Annotated in this window: 14 protein-coding genes and 1 rRNA gene; 8 read left to right on the top strand and 7 right to left on the bottom strand. The window is 27.9% G+C overall.

Annotated elements, in window-relative coordinates; genetic code table 11:
- Positions 1–94: 94 nt before the first annotated feature.
- Positions 95–1,441, top strand: coding sequence for an FAD-dependent oxidoreductase (locus CINS_RS02730; RefSeq protein ID WP_039649632.1), 1,347 nt, complete (start codon positions 95–97; stop codon positions 1,439–1,441).
- Positions 1,442–1,452: 11 nt separating this feature from the next.
- Positions 1,453–2,904 (top strand): pyruvate kinase, encoded by a 1,452-nt coding sequence (gene pyk, locus CINS_RS02725; RefSeq protein WP_039649629.1) that lies wholly within the window; start codon positions 1,453–1,455, stop codon positions 2,902–2,904.
- A gap of 18 nt (positions 2,905–2,922) precedes the next feature.
- Here pyk and rfaE1 read toward each other — a convergent pair whose 3' ends face one another.
- The 3 genes from rfaE1 to CINS_RS02710 are packed head-to-tail and all read right to left on the bottom strand — an operon-like array spanning position 2,923 to position 5,757.
- Positions 2,923–4,296, bottom strand: coding sequence for a D-glycero-beta-D-manno-heptose-7-phosphate kinase (rfaE1, locus tag CINS_RS02720; protein WP_039649627.1), 1,374 nt, complete (start codon positions 4,294–4,296; stop codon positions 2,923–2,925).
- Positions 4,289–5,245 carry an ADP-glyceromanno-heptose 6-epimerase gene (gene rfaD, locus CINS_RS02715; protein WP_039649625.1) on the bottom strand — a complete coding sequence of 319 codons (957 nt, stop codon included), beginning with the start codon at positions 5,243–5,245 and terminating at the stop codon, positions 4,289–4,291. The genes rfaE1 and rfaD overlap by 8 nt, the downstream gene beginning before the upstream one ends.
- Positions 5,242–5,757 carry a D-glycero-alpha-D-manno-heptose-1,7-bisphosphate 7-phosphatase gene (locus CINS_RS02710; RefSeq protein WP_039649623.1) on the bottom strand — a complete coding sequence of 172 codons (516 nt, stop codon included), beginning with the start codon at positions 5,755–5,757 and terminating at the stop codon, positions 5,242–5,244. Before CINS_RS02710 ends, rfaD begins: the two co-directional genes overlap by 4 nt.
- A 100-nt stretch (positions 5,758–5,857) precedes the next feature.
- Between CINS_RS02710 and CINS_RS02705 the strand changes: the two genes are divergently transcribed.
- Entirely contained in the window at positions 5,858–6,160 is a 303-nt protein-coding gene (locus CINS_RS02705) for a cytochrome c553 (RefSeq protein WP_039649621.1), read from the top strand.
- Here the strand turns inward: CINS_RS02705 and ccoS are convergent, their stop codons facing one another.
- Both ccoS and CINS_RS02695 read right to left on the bottom strand, forming a co-directional pair.
- Positions 6,161–6,385: a cbb3-type cytochrome oxidase assembly protein CcoS gene (gene ccoS, locus CINS_RS02700; protein ID WP_039649618.1), complete on the bottom strand. Its 225-nt coding sequence runs from the start codon at positions 6,383–6,385 to the stop codon at positions 6,161–6,163.
- On the bottom strand, positions 6,378–8,726 hold the full coding sequence (locus CINS_RS02695; RefSeq protein ID WP_039649616.1) for a heavy metal translocating P-type ATPase: 2,349 nt from the start codon (positions 8,724–8,726) through the stop codon (positions 6,378–6,380). Before CINS_RS02695 ends, ccoS begins: the two co-directional genes overlap by 8 nt.
- A 180-nt stretch (positions 8,727–8,906) precedes the next feature.
- Between CINS_RS02695 and rho the strand changes: the two genes are divergently transcribed.
- Both rho and CINS_RS02685 read left to right on the top strand, forming a co-directional pair.
- Complete coding sequence (gene rho, locus CINS_RS02690) at positions 8,907–10,205, top strand: transcription termination factor Rho (protein WP_039649614.1); 1,299 nt, start codon at positions 8,907–8,909, stop codon at positions 10,203–10,205.
- A gap of 2 nt (positions 10,206–10,207) precedes the next feature.
- The gene (locus CINS_RS02685) at positions 10,208–11,743 is read left to right on the top strand and encodes a DNA polymerase III subunit gamma/tau (protein ID WP_039649612.1); all 1,536 of its coding nucleotides are present in this window, start codon (positions 10,208–10,210) and stop codon (positions 11,741–11,743) included.
- On the opposite strand, the gene cfrA is transcribed toward CINS_RS02685, so the two are convergent.
- Positions 11,740–13,830 (bottom strand): TonB-dependent ferric enterobactin receptor CfrA, encoded by a 2,091-nt coding sequence (gene cfrA / locus CINS_RS02680; RefSeq protein WP_039649610.1) that lies wholly within the window; start codon positions 13,828–13,830, stop codon positions 11,740–11,742. The two genes, CINS_RS02685 and cfrA, sit on opposite strands and share 4 nt — an antisense overlap.
- A 172-nt stretch (positions 13,831–14,002) precedes the next feature.
- On the opposite strand from cfrA, the gene exbB reads away from it, so the two are divergent.
- Genes exbB through CINS_RS02665 form a run of 3 tightly spaced genes read left to right on the top strand, consistent with a single transcriptional unit; the run spans position 14,003 to position 15,466 of the window.
- Positions 14,003–14,434 (top strand): TonB-system energizer ExbB, encoded by a 432-nt coding sequence (gene exbB / locus CINS_RS02675; RefSeq protein WP_039649609.1) that lies wholly within the window; start codon positions 14,003–14,005, stop codon positions 14,432–14,434.
- Complete coding sequence (exbD, locus tag CINS_RS02670; protein WP_039649607.1) at positions 14,427–14,816, top strand: TonB system transport protein ExbD; 390 nt, start codon at positions 14,427–14,429, stop codon at positions 14,814–14,816. The genes exbB and exbD overlap by 8 nt, the downstream gene beginning before the upstream one ends.
- Positions 14,813–15,466 carry an energy transducer TonB gene (locus CINS_RS02665; protein WP_039649606.1) on the top strand — a complete coding sequence of 218 codons (654 nt, stop codon included), beginning with the start codon at positions 14,813–14,815 and terminating at the stop codon, positions 15,464–15,466. The genes exbD and CINS_RS02665 overlap by 4 nt, the downstream gene beginning before the upstream one ends.
- Positions 15,467–15,863: 397 nt before the next feature.
- Here CINS_RS02665 and rrf read toward each other — a convergent pair.
- A 5S ribosomal RNA gene (gene rrf, locus CINS_RS02660) occupies positions 15,864–15,980 on the bottom strand.
- Positions 15,981–15,994: the final 14 nt, after the last annotated feature.

Raw genomic sequence — 15,994 nt, 5'->3', positions numbered from 1 at the left:
TCTTAAATTGCTATAAATTATAAGTTTAATTTAATCTCAAAACAACTATATTTTGCTATCATACTAGTTAAAAAAGGCAAAGGAAGATTTGACAATGGATCAAAAACATTTTGATACTATAGTAGTTGGCGCAGGTATATCCGGAGCTGCTGCGTTTTATGAGTTAGCTAGATATACTGATATACAAAATATTGCATTGTTAGAAAAATATTCTAGCGCAGCAACATTAAATAGCCATGGTACTAGTAATTCTCAAACAATTCATTGTGGTGATATAGAAACAAACTATACTTTAGAAAAAGCAAAAAAAGTAAAAAAAACTGCTGATATGATAGTAAAATACGGTATTTTACAAAACGCTCAAAATAAATTTATGTACTCGCACCAAAAATTAGCTCTTGGGGTAGGAAATATTGAGTGTGATTATATGAAACATAGATATGAAGAATTTAAAGATTTATATCCCTATATTAAATTCTACACTAAAGAAGAAATTAAAAAAATTGAACCCAATATCGTATTAAACGAACATGGTAATGCTGATAGAACCGACGAAGTAGTTGCAATGGGAGTTGAAGCTGGTGCAGTTTATACTACAGTTGATTTTGGATTAATGAGTCAAAGTCTCATAGAACAAGCATGTAAACAAGGTAAAAACACCCATGTTGCTTTTAATCAAGAAGTTGTATTTATAGAAAAAAAAGATGATATTTTTTATATAAAAACTGCTGATTTTAAAGAATATACCGCAAAATCTATAATAGTTAATGCTGGAGCACATTCTTTATTTTTAGCTCATAAAATGAAAATAGGATTAGATAAATCTTGTTTTCCGGTAGCAGGTAGCTTTTATTTATCAAAAAAGAAAATTTTAAATGGAAAGGTATACATGGTTCAAAACCCAAAATTACCTTTTGCAGCATTACATGGAGATCCTGATTTGTTAGCAAATATGAATACTCGTTTTGGACCAACAGCATTGGTTATTCCTATGCTTGAACGATATCATGGTTTTAAATCCTTGCCTGAATTTTTCAAAACCCTTAATTTAGACATGAAAGTTGTCAAAATTTGCTTAAATTTATTCAAAGATTCTACTATTAGAAATTATATTCTTTACAACTATTTATTCGAAATTCCTTACATCAATAAAAAACTTTTTATAAAAGATGCAAAGAAAATAGTACCAAGTTTAAAAGTTGATGATATTTATTATGCTAAAAATTTTGGCGGAGTAAGACCTCAAGTATTGGATAAAAAAACAGGTGAATTAATGCTTGGAGAAGCTAGTATCACAGAAATTCCTGGTATTATATTTAATATGACTCCAAGTCCTGGTGCAACAAGTTGTCTTGGTAATGCTCAAAGAGACGCAAGATTGATATGTCAGTATCTTGGTGCAAATTTTAATGAAGATTTATTTTCTACTGAATTGTTGTAAAAGGATCGAATATGCTTAAAAAAACAAAAATAGTTGCCACAATAGGACCAGCAAGCGAGAATGAATCTACAATTAGACAGATGATAATAAATGGGGTTAATGTATTTCGTTTAAATTTTTCCCACGGAACGCATGAATATCATAGTAAAAATCTAAACACAATTAGGAAGATAGCCCTTGAACTTAATGCTAGAATTGGAATTTTACAAGATATAAGCGGTCCTAAAATTAGGACTTTAAAGATTCCACAAACTTTTGAACTTAAAGCAAACGATAGGCTTGATTTTTATAAAGATAACTTTGAAGGAGAATGTGTATGTGAAAACCATTATAAAGTATGCATTAATCATCCTGAAATTTTATCAATGTTAAAAGTGGGAGAATATATATATTTATGTGATGGCTCCATAAAGACAAAAGTTACTCAAATCAGTGAAAATTTCATACAAACACAAGTTGAAAATAATGGCACACTTAGCTCAAATAAAGGTATTAATTTTCCAAATACTAAAATAAATATTGATATAATCACTCAAAAAGATAAAGATGATCTAGCTTGGGGAATAAAAAATGATGTAGATTTCATCGCTATATCTTTTGTGCAAAATGCTCATGATATTGATGAAGTTAAAAAAATATTACAAGAAAATAATGCGAAAATAGCTATTTTTGCAAAAATAGAAAAATTTGATGCAGTTGAAAATATTGATGAAATTATTTATTCAAGCGATGGAATTATGGTAGCTAGGGGTGATTTAGGTATAGAGGTGCCTTATTATAAAGTTCCAAATATACAAAAACTAATCATAAAAAAAGCTAACGAAGCTAATAAACCAGTTATTACAGCAACTCAAATGCTGTTTTCATTAGCCAAATCAAAAACTGCCACTAGAGCCGAAATTTCAGATGTTGCAAATGCTGTTTTAGATGGTACTGATGCTGTAATGCTCAGTGAAGAAAGTGCTGTTGGTATAGATCCAGCAAATGCTGTAGATATTATGACGCAAACCATTATAGAAACTGAAAAAAATTATCCTTATGAAAAATTTGAAAATTTTAAATGTTTTAATGAAACGGATATTATTGCTAAATCAAACACACAATTAGCTACCAATCTTAATGCAGATGCTATTTTTACTCTAACAAGTAGCGGCTCATCAGCAATTAAAACTGCAAGATATAGACCTAAAATGGATATTATCGCCATCACACATTCAAAAAAAGCTTTAAATTTTTTAAGTATAGTTTGGGGAGTTCAACCAGCAATACTTATAGAAAAGCATGAAAATTTAACTGAGCTTGTTAGTAATTCAGTAAAATTAGGTATAGAAAAAGGATTGATGCAAAAAGATGGTATTTATACACTTACCGCTGGATTTCCTATAGGTGTTGCAGGAAGTACAAATCTTATAAGAATTTTACAAAAAGAACAAATTGAATATTATTTAAGTTTAGCAAAATAGCTAAACTTAAATTTTACCTTATTTTTTTATCTTTTTAATTACATCACTAGTACTAAAACCTTTCTCAAATTCTATTAATTCAACTTTATTTACCAAATTCGATCCAATAATCTCTTTATTTTTATAATCAGCTCCTTTAACTAAAATATCGGGTTTTAGATATTGTATTAGTTCATAAGGAGTATCTTCATCAAAAATTACAACATAATCTACGAAATACAGACTTGCCAACATACAAGCTCTTTCAAATTCATGATTAATTGGTCTTTCTTGTCCTTTTAATCTTTTAACGCTTTGATCCGAATTTAATCCCACAACTAAAATTTGCCCCATTTTTTTAGCTTTTTCAAGATATTTAATATGTCCAAAATGCAAAATATCAAAGCAGCCATTGCTAAAGACAACTTTTTTATCTTTAATCAGACTACATAATTCTTCTTTAGTTTTAATTTTTTCAAAAAATGACGCTTTTTCTAAATTCTTGATTTCATCAAAACTAACACTAACACTGCCTATTTTTGATACCACAACTGCTGCTGCTTTATTGGCAAATTCGCATGCTTGAAAAATATCTATCTTCAAAGCAAGAGCAAAAGCAAGCATAGCAATCACACTATCTCCTGCTCCAGTGACATCATAAACCTCTAGAGCCTTAGCAGGAATAATTCTTAATCTATCATCAAATAAAGCTATTCCTTCTTCTGACAAAGTAATTATTGAATACATAAGATTAAAATCATCTTTTATTTTTTTTATTGCTAATTCTAAATTATTTTTATTTAAAGTATCAATTTTTAATACTTCTAAAGCTTCTTTTTTATTTGGCGTAAGCAAAGTAGCATTTTTATATTTACTAAAGTCATTACCTTTTGGATCTATTAATATAGGAATATTTAAATTATTTGCACATTTTATTAATTCTTGGCAAATATTTTGACTCAAATTTCCTTTAGCATAATCACTCAAAACAACTGCATCAAAATCTTGCACAATACTTTTAAATTCTTGAATTACTTGTACTTCTAATGCAGTATCAAAATCATCTTCATCATCAATTCTTAATACTTGTTGAGAATGCGATAAAATTCTTGTTTTTAGAGGAGTTTTTCTATTTTTTTCTACAAAAAATTTACCATTTAATTTTTCTTTTAAAATTTTGCCATTTTCATCATCACCTATTACTCCAAGAGCAAAAACTTTGGCCCCTAAGCTTTGTAAATTAGTATACACATTTCCAGCACCGCCAAGCCTTTTATCTTCTTTAATATTTTTCATAACTAATACTGGAGCTTCAGGAGAAATTTTGGTACAATCACACCATACATAATGATCTATCATAAAATCTCCGGCAACTAAAATTCTTGGGCTTTTAGAACTTAAATAATCAAGCATTCACTTCCTTCTCAAAAATTCTCTTAATTTCTGGTAAATAATCTTCAATTCCATCTTCTAAGTTAAACTGAGGTCTATAAGCAAAAATTTCACTAAGTTGCGCTTGAGTGTGAAACTGATATGCTTTAACATAAGGATTTTTAATATACTCACATGTTAAATTTGCACAAAGTTTATGCTGTAAAATATCAACTATATCTTGAAAAGTTCTTGGCACTGCAGTAGCAACATTATAAACACCACTTTTAGCATCTAAAGAACATAGATTGGCGTTTATAACATCTTTTATATAAACAAAATCGCGATATATTCTATCACTTCCTTCAAATAAACGAGGATTTTTATTTGATAAAATTTGCAAACCAAATTGCAAAATCATTGATGCAGTAGTATTCTTATAATATTCACCCTTGCCATAAACATTAAAATATCTAAGTCCCACTATATGCATTTTATCAAAATATTTTTGCGCAAGATTATCCATCATTAATTTTGAAAAAGCATAAGGATTTTTAGGAGCTTCTCCCTTTCCAACTACTTGCGGACTTGGAGTATCACCATAAACAGAAGCCGAACTAGCATAAATTAGTTTTGCATTTAAAGATAAAGATAGTTGTATAAATTGTTTAAAAGTATTAAGATTAGTTGCTAAAACTTTAGTTTGATCATAAACTGTAGTGTCAGAAATTGCGGCTTTATGAAAAATAGCATCGGGTTTAAAATCTCTAATTACTTCAAATGTTTGATGATCGTTAATATCTCCCACATAAAGCTCGCCTTTAAAATCTAATAAATTTTTAAAATGTCCAAAACTTTCTAAATTTCCATTTTCGAATTTAGCATTAGAACGCATCTTATCAATAATTAAAATTTCATGATTTTCTTCTTGAAGCTTTAAGGCAAGTGCTGAACCTATAAAACCTGCACCACCTGTGATTACTATTTTCATTTTATGTCCTTTATGTATTCTAATAAAGTTTTTAAGTTATTAAAAGTTTTAAATTTATCATTACTTGTATAGTTATTATTTATTAAAAAAAGATTTTTTACATTTGCACTCATACCAGCTTCCATATCGCTCAAATTATCTCCAATAAAAAAAGACTCATTCATATCAACATTAAATTCTTTTTTGGCCTTTAATAACATTGCTGGTTTTGGCTTACGACATTCACAATCATTCAAATGTGGGCAATGATAAATTTTTTCTATCGTTATACCTTTTTTTAAGAATTCATCTATCATATAAGCACTTAAAATTTCAAAATCTTTCTCTGTATAATATCCTCTTGCTATACCTGATTGGTTAGTTATTACACAAATTAAATAACCTCTTTGCAAAAAATATTCACAAAGATCAAAAATTCCATCACAAAATTCAAAATCTTCAATTTTATGAACATATTTTTTATCTATATTAATAACACCATCTCTATCTAAAAATAATACTTTCTTTTTCATCAAAAAATTATAATGTATTTTTATTAAGATTTTGATAATTTAAAGATTATTAAATGAAAAAAGTTTATAATTAAAAGTTATTTTATTCAAGGAGTCTTAAATGAAAAAATTAATCGTTTTATCAGCGTTAGCATGTCTTGGGGTTTCTACTTATGCAGCAGATGGCGCAGCATTATATAAAAAATGTGCAGTCTGTCATGGTGCAAAAGCAGAAAAAATGTATCTTAACAAAGTTCCTGCATTAAATTCTTTAACAAGTGCTGAAAGATTGCAATACATGAAAGAATATTCAGAAGGTAAAAGAAATGCATATGGTCAAGGTGCTATTATGAAAATCAACCTTAAAGGCTTAACAGAAGATGACTTCAAAGCTATCGAAGCATACATTGAAACTTTAAAATAATTAAACAGCCTTATGGCTGTTTTGATTTTCTCTATCTTTTAAAATATTTTTTTTTCTATTCTCTAGTATTATGGCATCATTTAATGCTTCTTCGCTATCATTTAAAATTGTAAATTTGTAATCATCATCGAATTGTTTATTTTTTATACCCCATAACAAAGCACAGATTGCTAAAAATAAAGCAAATAATGACACACCTATCATCATCATCAAAACATTATTCATTTTTAATCCTTAAAGCATTTAAAATTACCACTAAACTACTAAAAGACATTGATAATGCTGCTATAAGTGGGTTAATCAAACCTAAAAAAGCAAGTGGTATAGTACAAGCATTATAACATAATGAAAATGCTAAATTTTGCTTAATAATTTTATAAGTTTTTTTTGCAATCACCATACTTTTTTTCAAACTTTGCAAATCATTTTTAAGTAGAATAATATCACTATTTTCAAGAGCTAAAGCAGATCCTTCTTTTAACGCAACTCCAACAGCAGCATGAGAAAGTGCTAAAGTATCATTCACCCCATCCCCAACCATCAAAACTTTATTTTTTAAATTCATATCTAAAATATATTTTAATTTATCTTCAGGCATACATGAGTGTTGAAATTGTTGTATGTCTAAAATAGAAGCAACTTTTTTAGCAGCAAATTCATTATCTCCTGTCAACATATAAATTTGTAGATTTTGCTCCTTTAAAAATTTCATAAGCTCTTTAGCGTCATTTCTTATATTATTTTCAAGTTCGAAGGTAGCTAAAATATTACCATTTTTAGCAAAGATAAAATGCGTACAGTTAAATGGTTGAACTTTTATATCATTCTCTTGTAAAAATTTTTCATTTCCACCTATAAACTCATCTTGATTAAAATAAGCTTTGTATCCCTTTGCTTGGATATTTTGAACTTTTTCAAATTCAATTCTTTGATAATTATCATTTTTTAAGAAATCCAAAATACTTTTTGCTACAGGATGATTAGTTAAATAGAGAAAATTTATCAACTCATTTTTGTTTAATTTATCATCATAAAAAGAATTTATAACTTCCAATTTTGCTTTTGTCAAAACTCCAGTTTTATCAAAAACAGCAATATTACATTTGCTAAGATCTTCTACAACTCCAGCTTCTTTAAATAATATTTTCTCCTTTAAAGCAGTGCTTATGGCCACTAAAGAACTAACAGGAGTTGCAAGAGCCAAAGCACATGGACAAGCAATAATTAGCACCGAAACCATCCTTACCATAGCTTCTTCAAAACCAATATTTAATATAAAAAAGGTATATAAAAAACACACTAATGCAAAAGACAAAATAATTGGGGAAAAATATTTACTAATTTGTCCTACAATTTTTTCTATTTTGGCCTTTTTTGCACTAGAATTTTCAAGTAAAGATATAATTTTTGCTAACTTTGAATCCTTATATAAGGTTTTACATTCATACAAAATACTTCCACTTAAAACTAAAGAAGCAGAATATATTTCATCATCTTTACAAACATCTTTTGGTAGACTTTCTCCGCTTAAACTCGAAATATCTAAACTTGCATTACCGCTAATACAAACACCATCAATTAAGATTCTATCTCCTTCCTTAACTTCAATAATATCACCAATATTTACATTCTCAACATCACAATTTTGGAATTTATCATCTTTTAAAACTCTAATTTGTGTTGATAAAAAAGATCTTAAATGATCTAAAGCATCAAATGCTCTTTTTTTACTTAAAAGTTCCAAATATTTTCCAACAAATACAAAACACATTATCATAGCAACAGAATCAAAATATACTTGTGCACTCCTTGAAAACATAGCCCATACGGAATAAATATAAGCCAAACTTGCGCCACTAATTACTAAAGTATCCATATTGACATTTTTAAATTTCAACGCATAATAAGCATTTTTATAAAAAATTGATCCTGTATAAAAAATAACTGGAGTACAAAGTAAAAATTCAGCAAAATGCAATATATCTTTAGTTTCTTTTTCCATTCCACTAAAAAATCCTGCATATTTAGCAACAGATATCCACATAATATTCATTACACAAGCAACTGCAACAATTAATTTTGCATAAAATTCCCGCTTAGTTTGCATAGCCCTTTTTTCAAATTTAGTAGGAGAATAAATATTGGCTTTATAACCTATACATTCTATGTTTTGAATAATTTTAACCAAGGAAATAATATTTTCATCAAATACAATTCTAGCTTTATGTGTGATTGAATTTATATCAACTTCTACCACACCATCGCTTTTAATTAAAATTTTTTCATTTAGCCAAACACAAGCAGCGCAATGAATATCTTCTATGAGTAAAAAAATCTCGCTTAAACCATCTTTTGTCTTTGTGATATATTTTTGATAATCTTTATATTCATATTTAAATTCAACAGGATTTAAAGTTTGATTACCAAGCTTATCATAAAATTCTTCTAAACCACTATCATGTAAAATTTCATAGACACTTTGACATCCATTACAACAAAAATAATTACCATTTTTTTCTATCATTTGCTCTTGTTTGAAATTTAATTGGCAATGCTTACACTTCATTTATATCTTTCATAAAAAATATTTTAAAAATATTCTATCATTTTTTATAAGTATCAAACTTTTAAAATATATTTAAAAACATAATATATAATTTCAAAAATTTGACAAAAAAGTATTTTTTTTAATAAAATCTCAGCATTACTTTTTAAATACTACATTTTCTACATTTTACGAGGATACATGGAAAAAGAAAAAAAACAACATCAAAGAACCCACATTCCAGTTGAAGGTTACAAAATAGAGGATCTAAAATTACTTGATCTAGAAAATCTTATCAAAATAGCTAATGAAGCCGAAATAGAAAATCCTAGAGAATTTCGTAGACAAGACTTAATATTTGAAATTTTAAAAGCTCAAACAAAAAAAGGTGGCTTTATACTTTTTACGGGAATATTAGAAATTTCTCCAGAAGGCTATGGTTTTTTAAGGGGAATGGATTCAAATTTAAGCGATAGTGTAAATGATGCTTATGTATCAAACTCACAAATTAGAAAATTTGCTCTCCGTGTTGGAGATATTGTCACAGGTCAAGTAAGAGAACCAAAAGATCAAGAAAAATATTATGCTTTACTTAAAATAGAAGCAATTAATTATCTCCCTTTAAAAGAAGCAAGAGAAAGGCCATTATTTGACAATCTTACTCCTATTTTTCCTACTGAAAAAATAAAATTAGAATATGATCCGTTAAAATTAACCGGAAGAATGCTTGATTTATTTTCTCCAATTGGAAAAGGTCAAAGAGGTTTAATAGTTGCTCCTCCAAGGACAGGAAAAACAGAACTCATGAAAGAATTAGCAGCAGCTATTGCAAAAAATCATCCAGAAGCTCATCTTATAGTGTTATTAGTAGATGAACGACCTGAAGAAGTAACTGATATGCAAAGATGTGTCAAAGGAGAAGTTTTTAGCTCCACTTTTGATTTGCCTGCTTATAATCATGTACGCGTAGCTGAACTTGTTATTGAAAAAGCCAAAAGGATGGTAGAAACAGGAAAAGATGTAATTATCTTATTAGATTCTATTACAAGACTTGCAAGAGCTTATAATACTGCAACGCCTAGTAGTGGTAAAGTTTTAAGTGGTGGTGTAGATGCAAATGCGCTTCACAAACCTAAAAGATTTTTTGGTGCAGCTAGAAATATAGAAAATGGAGGTTCTTTAACTATCATAGCAACTGCTTTAATTGAAACAGGTTCAAGAATGGATGAAGTAATTTTTGAAGAATTTAAAGGCACAGGTAATAGTGAAATTGTTTTAGATAGAAATATTTCAGATAGAAGAATTTATCCTGCAATTAATATTATTAAATCGGGAACAAGAAAAGAAGAATTGCTTCAAGGTGTAGAAAAACTTCAAAAAATTTGGGCTATAAGATCGGCTATATCTCAAATGGATGATATAGAAGCATTGAAATTTTTATACTCAAAAATGTTAAAAACTAAAAGCAATGAAGAATTATTATCTATTATGAATGAGTAATTATGCTTCAAGCCTTAGCGATAAAATATAGACCAAAAAATTTTAATGAACTAGTAGGACAAGATACTGTTTCTATTAGTTTAAAATATGCTTTAGAAAATAATCGCTTAGCGCATGCTTATTTATTTTCAGGACTTAGAGGTAGCGGAAAAACCTCAAGTGCTAGAATTTTTTCTCGAGCTTTAGTTTGTGAAAAAGGTCCTAGTTCAACCTCTTGTGGAGAATGTTCTCAATGTATTTCTTCGCTAAATAATACCAACATAGATATTATCGAAATGGATGCAGCTAGTCATAGAAGTTTGGAAGATATCCAAGAACTCATTGAGCAAGTAAAATATGCTCCATCTTTAGCAAGATTTAAAATTTTTATCATTGATGAAGTACACATGCTTACACCACAAGCTGCTAACGCTTTACTTAAAACCTTGGAAGAACCACCAAGTTATGTAAAATTTATTCTTGCAACAACAGATCCATTAAAATTACCTGCAACAGTTTTATCAAGGACACAGCATTTTAGGTTTAAACAGATTTCCCAGCATGCAATTTTAAATCATTTAGAATGGATATTAAAACAAGAACAAGTTAATTATGAGCAAGAAGCTTTAAAATTGATTGCTAGAAGTGGAAATGGTTCATTAAGAGATACTTTAACTTTACTTGATCAAGCTATTGTATACTGTCAAAATAACATACAAACCAATCAAATCACTACAATGCTTGGTTTTTTAAATCCAAGTAAAATTGAAGAATTTTATCAAGCTATCTTAACTAATGATAAAGATAAAGTTTTTGAATTTTTAAAAGAATTTGAAGATTATGAAGCAAGTAATATTATCGATGAAATGATATTTTTTCTAAAAGAAGCTTTTTTTGCTAAAAATAATCTTTTTTCTATTTTAATATATGAAAGATTTTTTAGAATACTTTCTCGTGCTAAAACTATGTTAAATTCAAGTGATAACGATAGTTTTGTACTTTGCGTAATGACTTTTATGCTAATGGAGGCGACTCATTTAAAAAGCATAGATGAAGCTATAAATATCAAAGAAAATAAAACTTTAAATACTTCAAATTTAAATATTGAAAATAAATTCATATCCTTATCTACTAAAGAAGAAAAATTAAACGCTTATGAACAATTGCTTCAAAGCATTTACAAAAGAGATTATGAGCTTGGAGAAATTTTTAAGAAAACTACACAATTTATTTCTTTTAAAAACAATACACTTAGCATAAGTTCTAACGCTCAAAATGAAGATAGAATTGTTTTAAATAATGGTTTTAAACTCATAAAAACACTAATTCATGAACTTTTTGGACAAGATGCACAAATTAAAATTCAGAAAATAGATACCATACAAACTGAAAAATTACAAGATATATTTAAAACTCATACCCAAGAAGAAAACAAAACTAACACAAATTTCAACGAGCATTTTGAACACTTAAAAAAAGATGCAAAAAAATATGATCAAAAAGATGAAACCAAAGAAGCTCTTAACAAGCTCTTTGGTTCCCCACAAATTTTAGATTAAAAAGTTCCGTTGATAGAGATATAAAGTCTTCTTCCTTCTTCTATACGATTATAAGTATTTACATAGTTTGTGTTTGCACCACTCTGATATGTTTCATAAGCATTAGTAAAGCTTTTATCAAAAAGATTATAAATAGCAGCGTTGATATTCCATTGTTTATTGATATCATAACGCACACCCATAGAAGCTAAGAATATATCTTTATAATACTCTCTATCAATATTTGTATTACCCATATAACGATCAATTTGCCATTCACCTTTTACCCAAGGATAGAATTTGTTGAAAATATTATATCCAGCTTTTAGCATAATATTATGTTTTAAGCTATTTTCTTCAGGTTTACCTATAACATCTTTATCACCTTCTTTTATCTCACTATCAAGATAGGTATAAGCTAAATCCAAATTTAAATTTTCTATAGGACTAACACCTGTACCAAGTTCAATGCCTTTATATTCAACTTTTCCATGGTTAATGGATTGATAACATATATCGGCACTACAATTACCAACTCCAGGAATTGAATTACCTTTGCTAAATGATCTACTTGAAATTTTGTCTTTAAAATTAGTTAGAAACCCTGTTGCTGAAACATAAAACAAATCAGTATTATATATAGCAGCTAATTCATAATTTAACGAAGTTTCTTCTTTTAAATCAGGATTTCCATATAAAGGAATTTTTCCTTGACCTCCATAATTATAAGTTCCTGCTATTAATCTATTTGCATAAGGGGTTCTAAAGCCCGTTGATACCCCTCCTTTTAAAGTAAGATCTTCTGTAGGATTGTAAACTAAATACGCTCTTGGTGAGATATTATTTCCAAAAATTTCATGATGATTATAACGCGCTCCAAAAGTAAATCTCAAATCATCTCTAATGCTATACTCATCTTCTGCAAAAATTGCTAGTAAATATTGATCAAAATTAGTTGGATTAGCTATTTTATCTTGCATTTTTTCAAGTCTATACTCACCACCCACACTTAATATATGACTTTGTCCTAAAGGTATAACTGCTTTAGTATCAAAGATAATATCTTCTGCAATTATATCTCTATTTTCTCCCAAATAAGCTTGACCTTTTTTTCCTACAACTTCACGTCCATCATTACTTACACGGTTATATTGTATAGTAGAAGTAGTAGAAAAATTCTCATAAACTCCCTCATGACTTAAATAAGTCACAAGCTTATCTACTTCCATAGTTTTAGTATATCCACCGGTTAATCCAGTATTTGGTGTAGAATTTGGTTTTGTAAGAGTTCCCATTTGGCCTTTTCTATTATCATAATGATTTTTAGAAAAATCAATATCAAAAATCAAAGTATTATAATCATCTACTAAAAAACTTAATCTTGTTCCTAAATTAAAATTATTAGCCTTAGTAGGATTTTGCGACATAGAAGCAGGTACTAAGTTCCCACTTTTATCTTTACTTTTTACTTCAGATAAAGATCTATAAAATTCTCTAAAACGCAAAGTCAAACCTAAACGATCATCCATTAAAGGACCGCTTGAATAAATACTCGTTCCATAAGAATTACCCCAGTCATGATTGGTATTAAAAACACCATCAAAACTTACTGAAGTTTCCCATTCTTTACTTATTTTTTTAGTGATGATATTTATAACCCCACCTAAAGCTTCAGAACCGTATAATGTACTCATAGGACCTTTGATAACTTCTATCCTTTCGATACTTGAAATCGGAGGCAAAAGAGAATTTGCTATTTCATTAAAACCATTAGGTCCTACTTCTCCTCCTATCCCTTGTCTACGTCCATCAATCAATACTAGAGTATATCCAGTAATCCCTCTCATAGTTATATTATATGATCCAGTTTTCCCTTTACTAGCATATAAATCAACACCTGGAACATCAGCTATAGCCTCTGCTATATCTCTATAAGGTTTACTTTGTAATTGCTTTTTATCAATTACATTAATAGTTGCTGGTGCTTCTTTGATATCTTGAGAAAACCCAGAAGCACTGACAATAGAGCTATCTAATAAAACGTTTTGGGAAAAAACATTGGAAATTGAAAGACCAGCAACACAAACTGATAATATTGTTTTTTTCATTATCTTCCTTCATCAACACAATATATAAAGAGGCGAATATTATAATAATGATTATTAATTTAATATTAAATTATATAAATAATTATGATAATTAATATTAATAATAATTTAATTTTTTATATGCTAAAATACCCAAAAAATTATCGCAAAAAATGTAAAAAAGAGTGATTGTATGGAATTTTTAAAAACTTATATTGACTTAATCATAGTGATTATTTTGGGTTTAATGGCTTTTATCGCGTTATGGTGCACCATTGAACGCATATTATTTTTTATGAAAATAAATTTATCACATTATAAAAATCAAGAAAACTTTGATAATGCAATAACAGAAAATCTAACCACAATTTATATTATATATACTAATGCCCCTTATGTGGGATTGTTAGGAACTGTCATAGGAATTATGATTACATTTTACGACATGGGACTTAGTGGCAATATCGATGTAAAATCCATAGTCGTTGGCTTATCTTTAGCTTTAAAAGCAACTGCATTAGGAATTTTAGTGGCAATACCATCTTTAATGGCATATAATGGCTTGCTTAGAAAAGTATCCCTTCTAAGTAATTCTTATCGTACTTTCAAGGAAAATAATGCTTAAACTTCCTAAAAATGAAGGGTTAAATATAGTACCTTTTATTGATATTATACTAGTTTTGTTAGCTATAGTATTAAGCATTTCTACTTTCATAGCACATGGAGAAATTAAAATCGAGCTCCCAAAAAGCCAAAATTCACAAGAATTAAGCAAAAACGAAAACAAATTAACAGTTTTAATTGACAAAGAAAATAATTTTTATATAGATGAGAAATTAACTTCTTTAAATGATTTAACCATGAAAATTAATTCAATTAATTCTAAAACATTAGTAGAATTAAAAAGTGATAAAGAAGCAAAATTTGAAAGTTTCATTCAAATCATTGATATTTTGAAAAATAAAAATCACGAAAACTTCCAAATTATAACAGAACAAAAGCAATGATGCCTTTCATAACAAATCATAAAAATCAATCATTTCTAATCACGTTATTTTTGTTTATTCCTATATTTTATATACTTATTTATTCCAAAAATTTTATAAATATCCAGCATAAAGATCTTAACAAAGAAGATAAAATTAATTTAGCAATAAAACATTTTATACAACAAACTCAAACGCCAATTAATAAACAAACTCCAAAAAATATACTAGAACAAAAAATTCCAACACCTAATAAAGTTATCAATAATCCAATTAAAAAACCTATTCCTAAAGCCAATCAACCCGTAAAATCTAAACCATTACCTAAACCCCAACAAACAATTCCTTTATCTCAACCTACTGTAAGTAACTCCACTATATCTTCTACCACCATAAGTAACAATGATTTTCTAAAAGAAATAAAATTAGCTATAGATAATACATTAGTATATCCAAGGCAAGCTCAAAAAATGAGAATGAGTGGTGAAGTTTTGGTAGAATTTACTTGGACAAATCAGCAAATATTAAAAAATTTAAAAGTAATTACGCCTTCTAAATACAAACTTTTAAATGAAAGCGCTTTACAAACTATACACTTAGCTTCTAAGTATTTTCCTAAATATGATCAAACATTTAATATAAGAATTCCTATAATATATAAAATAAACTAGTCTTCATAAAATAATCATTATAAAATTATGGTCAATTACTGCTTTTAACACACCTATATTTCAAGAAGAACTAATAGAATTAAACATAAAACTTAAAATAGAAGATTTAACACATCTTTATAAAACTATTGTAAAAAAAATATAATAAATAAATTTATACTATTCTAAGTTACTAATAAATCATAGCTTTTATACTCTAAAAACAAAAACCCACTTATATAAAAACAATTTCAATATATCTTGCTAATAAACTAATCTTAAAAAATACCTAGAATATAAACTTATAAATCATAAAAAAGCTTTACTCAATAAGAGATTAAATTCATTTCTTATTATAATATCATTTTGCTTTAATAAAAATATCAATAAGCTAAAATAAGTAGTAGAAGAATTAACAAGTCCGCAATGAGCTACTTTCCCCCTGCCAGTAAGGCGTAGTATCATCACCCACGATGTGCTTAGCTTCTTGGTTCGGGATGGGACAAGGCGTCTCCACATCTGTATAATCACGGACATTGTTATTTAAAT

The organism is Campylobacter insulaenigrae NCTC 12927 (assembly GCF_000816185.1).
Classification (GTDB): domain Bacteria; phylum Campylobacterota; class Campylobacteria; order Campylobacterales; family Campylobacteraceae; genus Campylobacter_D; species Campylobacter_D insulaenigrae.
Note: the sequence above shows the minus strand (reverse complement) of the source record. Positions and strands in the feature narration are given on the sequence as shown.

Coding starts and splice junctions, on each gene's coding strand:
- CINS_RS02730 (WP_039649632.1), top strand. CDS start 95: ATGGATCAAAAACATTTTGATACTATAGTAGTTGGCGCAGGTATATCC.
- pyk (WP_039649629.1), top strand. CDS start 1,453: ATGCTTAAAAAAACAAAAATAGTTGCCACAATAGGACCAGCAAGCGAG.
- rfaE1 (WP_039649627.1), bottom strand. CDS start 4,296: ATGCTTGATTATTTAAGTTCTAAAAGCCCAAGAATTTTAGTTGCCGGA.
- rfaD (WP_039649625.1), bottom strand. CDS start 5,245: ATGAAAATAGTAATCACAGGTGGTGCAGGTTTTATAGGTTCAGCACTT.
- CINS_RS02710 (WP_039649623.1), bottom strand. CDS start 5,757: ATGAAAAAGAAAGTATTATTTTTAGATAGAGATGGTGTTATTAATATA.
- CINS_RS02705 (WP_039649621.1), top strand. CDS start 5,858: ATGAAAAAATTAATCGTTTTATCAGCGTTAGCATGTCTTGGGGTTTCT.
- ccoS (WP_039649618.1), bottom strand. CDS start 6,385: ATGAATAATGTTTTGATGATGATGATAGGTGTGTCATTATTTGCTTTA.
- CINS_RS02695 (WP_039649616.1), bottom strand. CDS start 8,726: ATGAAGTGTAAGCATTGCCAATTAAATTTCAAACAAGAGCAAATGATA.
- rho (WP_039649614.1), top strand. CDS start 8,907: ATGGAAAAAGAAAAAAAACAACATCAAAGAACCCACATTCCAGTTGAA.
- CINS_RS02685 (WP_039649612.1), top strand. CDS start 10,208: ATGCTTCAAGCCTTAGCGATAAAATATAGACCAAAAAATTTTAATGAA.
- cfrA (WP_039649610.1), bottom strand. CDS start 13,830: ATGAAAAAAACAATATTATCAGTTTGTGTTGCTGGTCTTTCAATTTCC.
- exbB (WP_039649609.1), top strand. CDS start 14,003: ATGGAATTTTTAAAAACTTATATTGACTTAATCATAGTGATTATTTTG.
- exbD (WP_039649607.1), top strand. CDS start 14,427: ATGCTTAAACTTCCTAAAAATGAAGGGTTAAATATAGTACCTTTTATT.
- CINS_RS02665 (WP_039649606.1), top strand. CDS start 14,813: ATGATGCCTTTCATAACAAATCATAAAAATCAATCATTTCTAATCACG.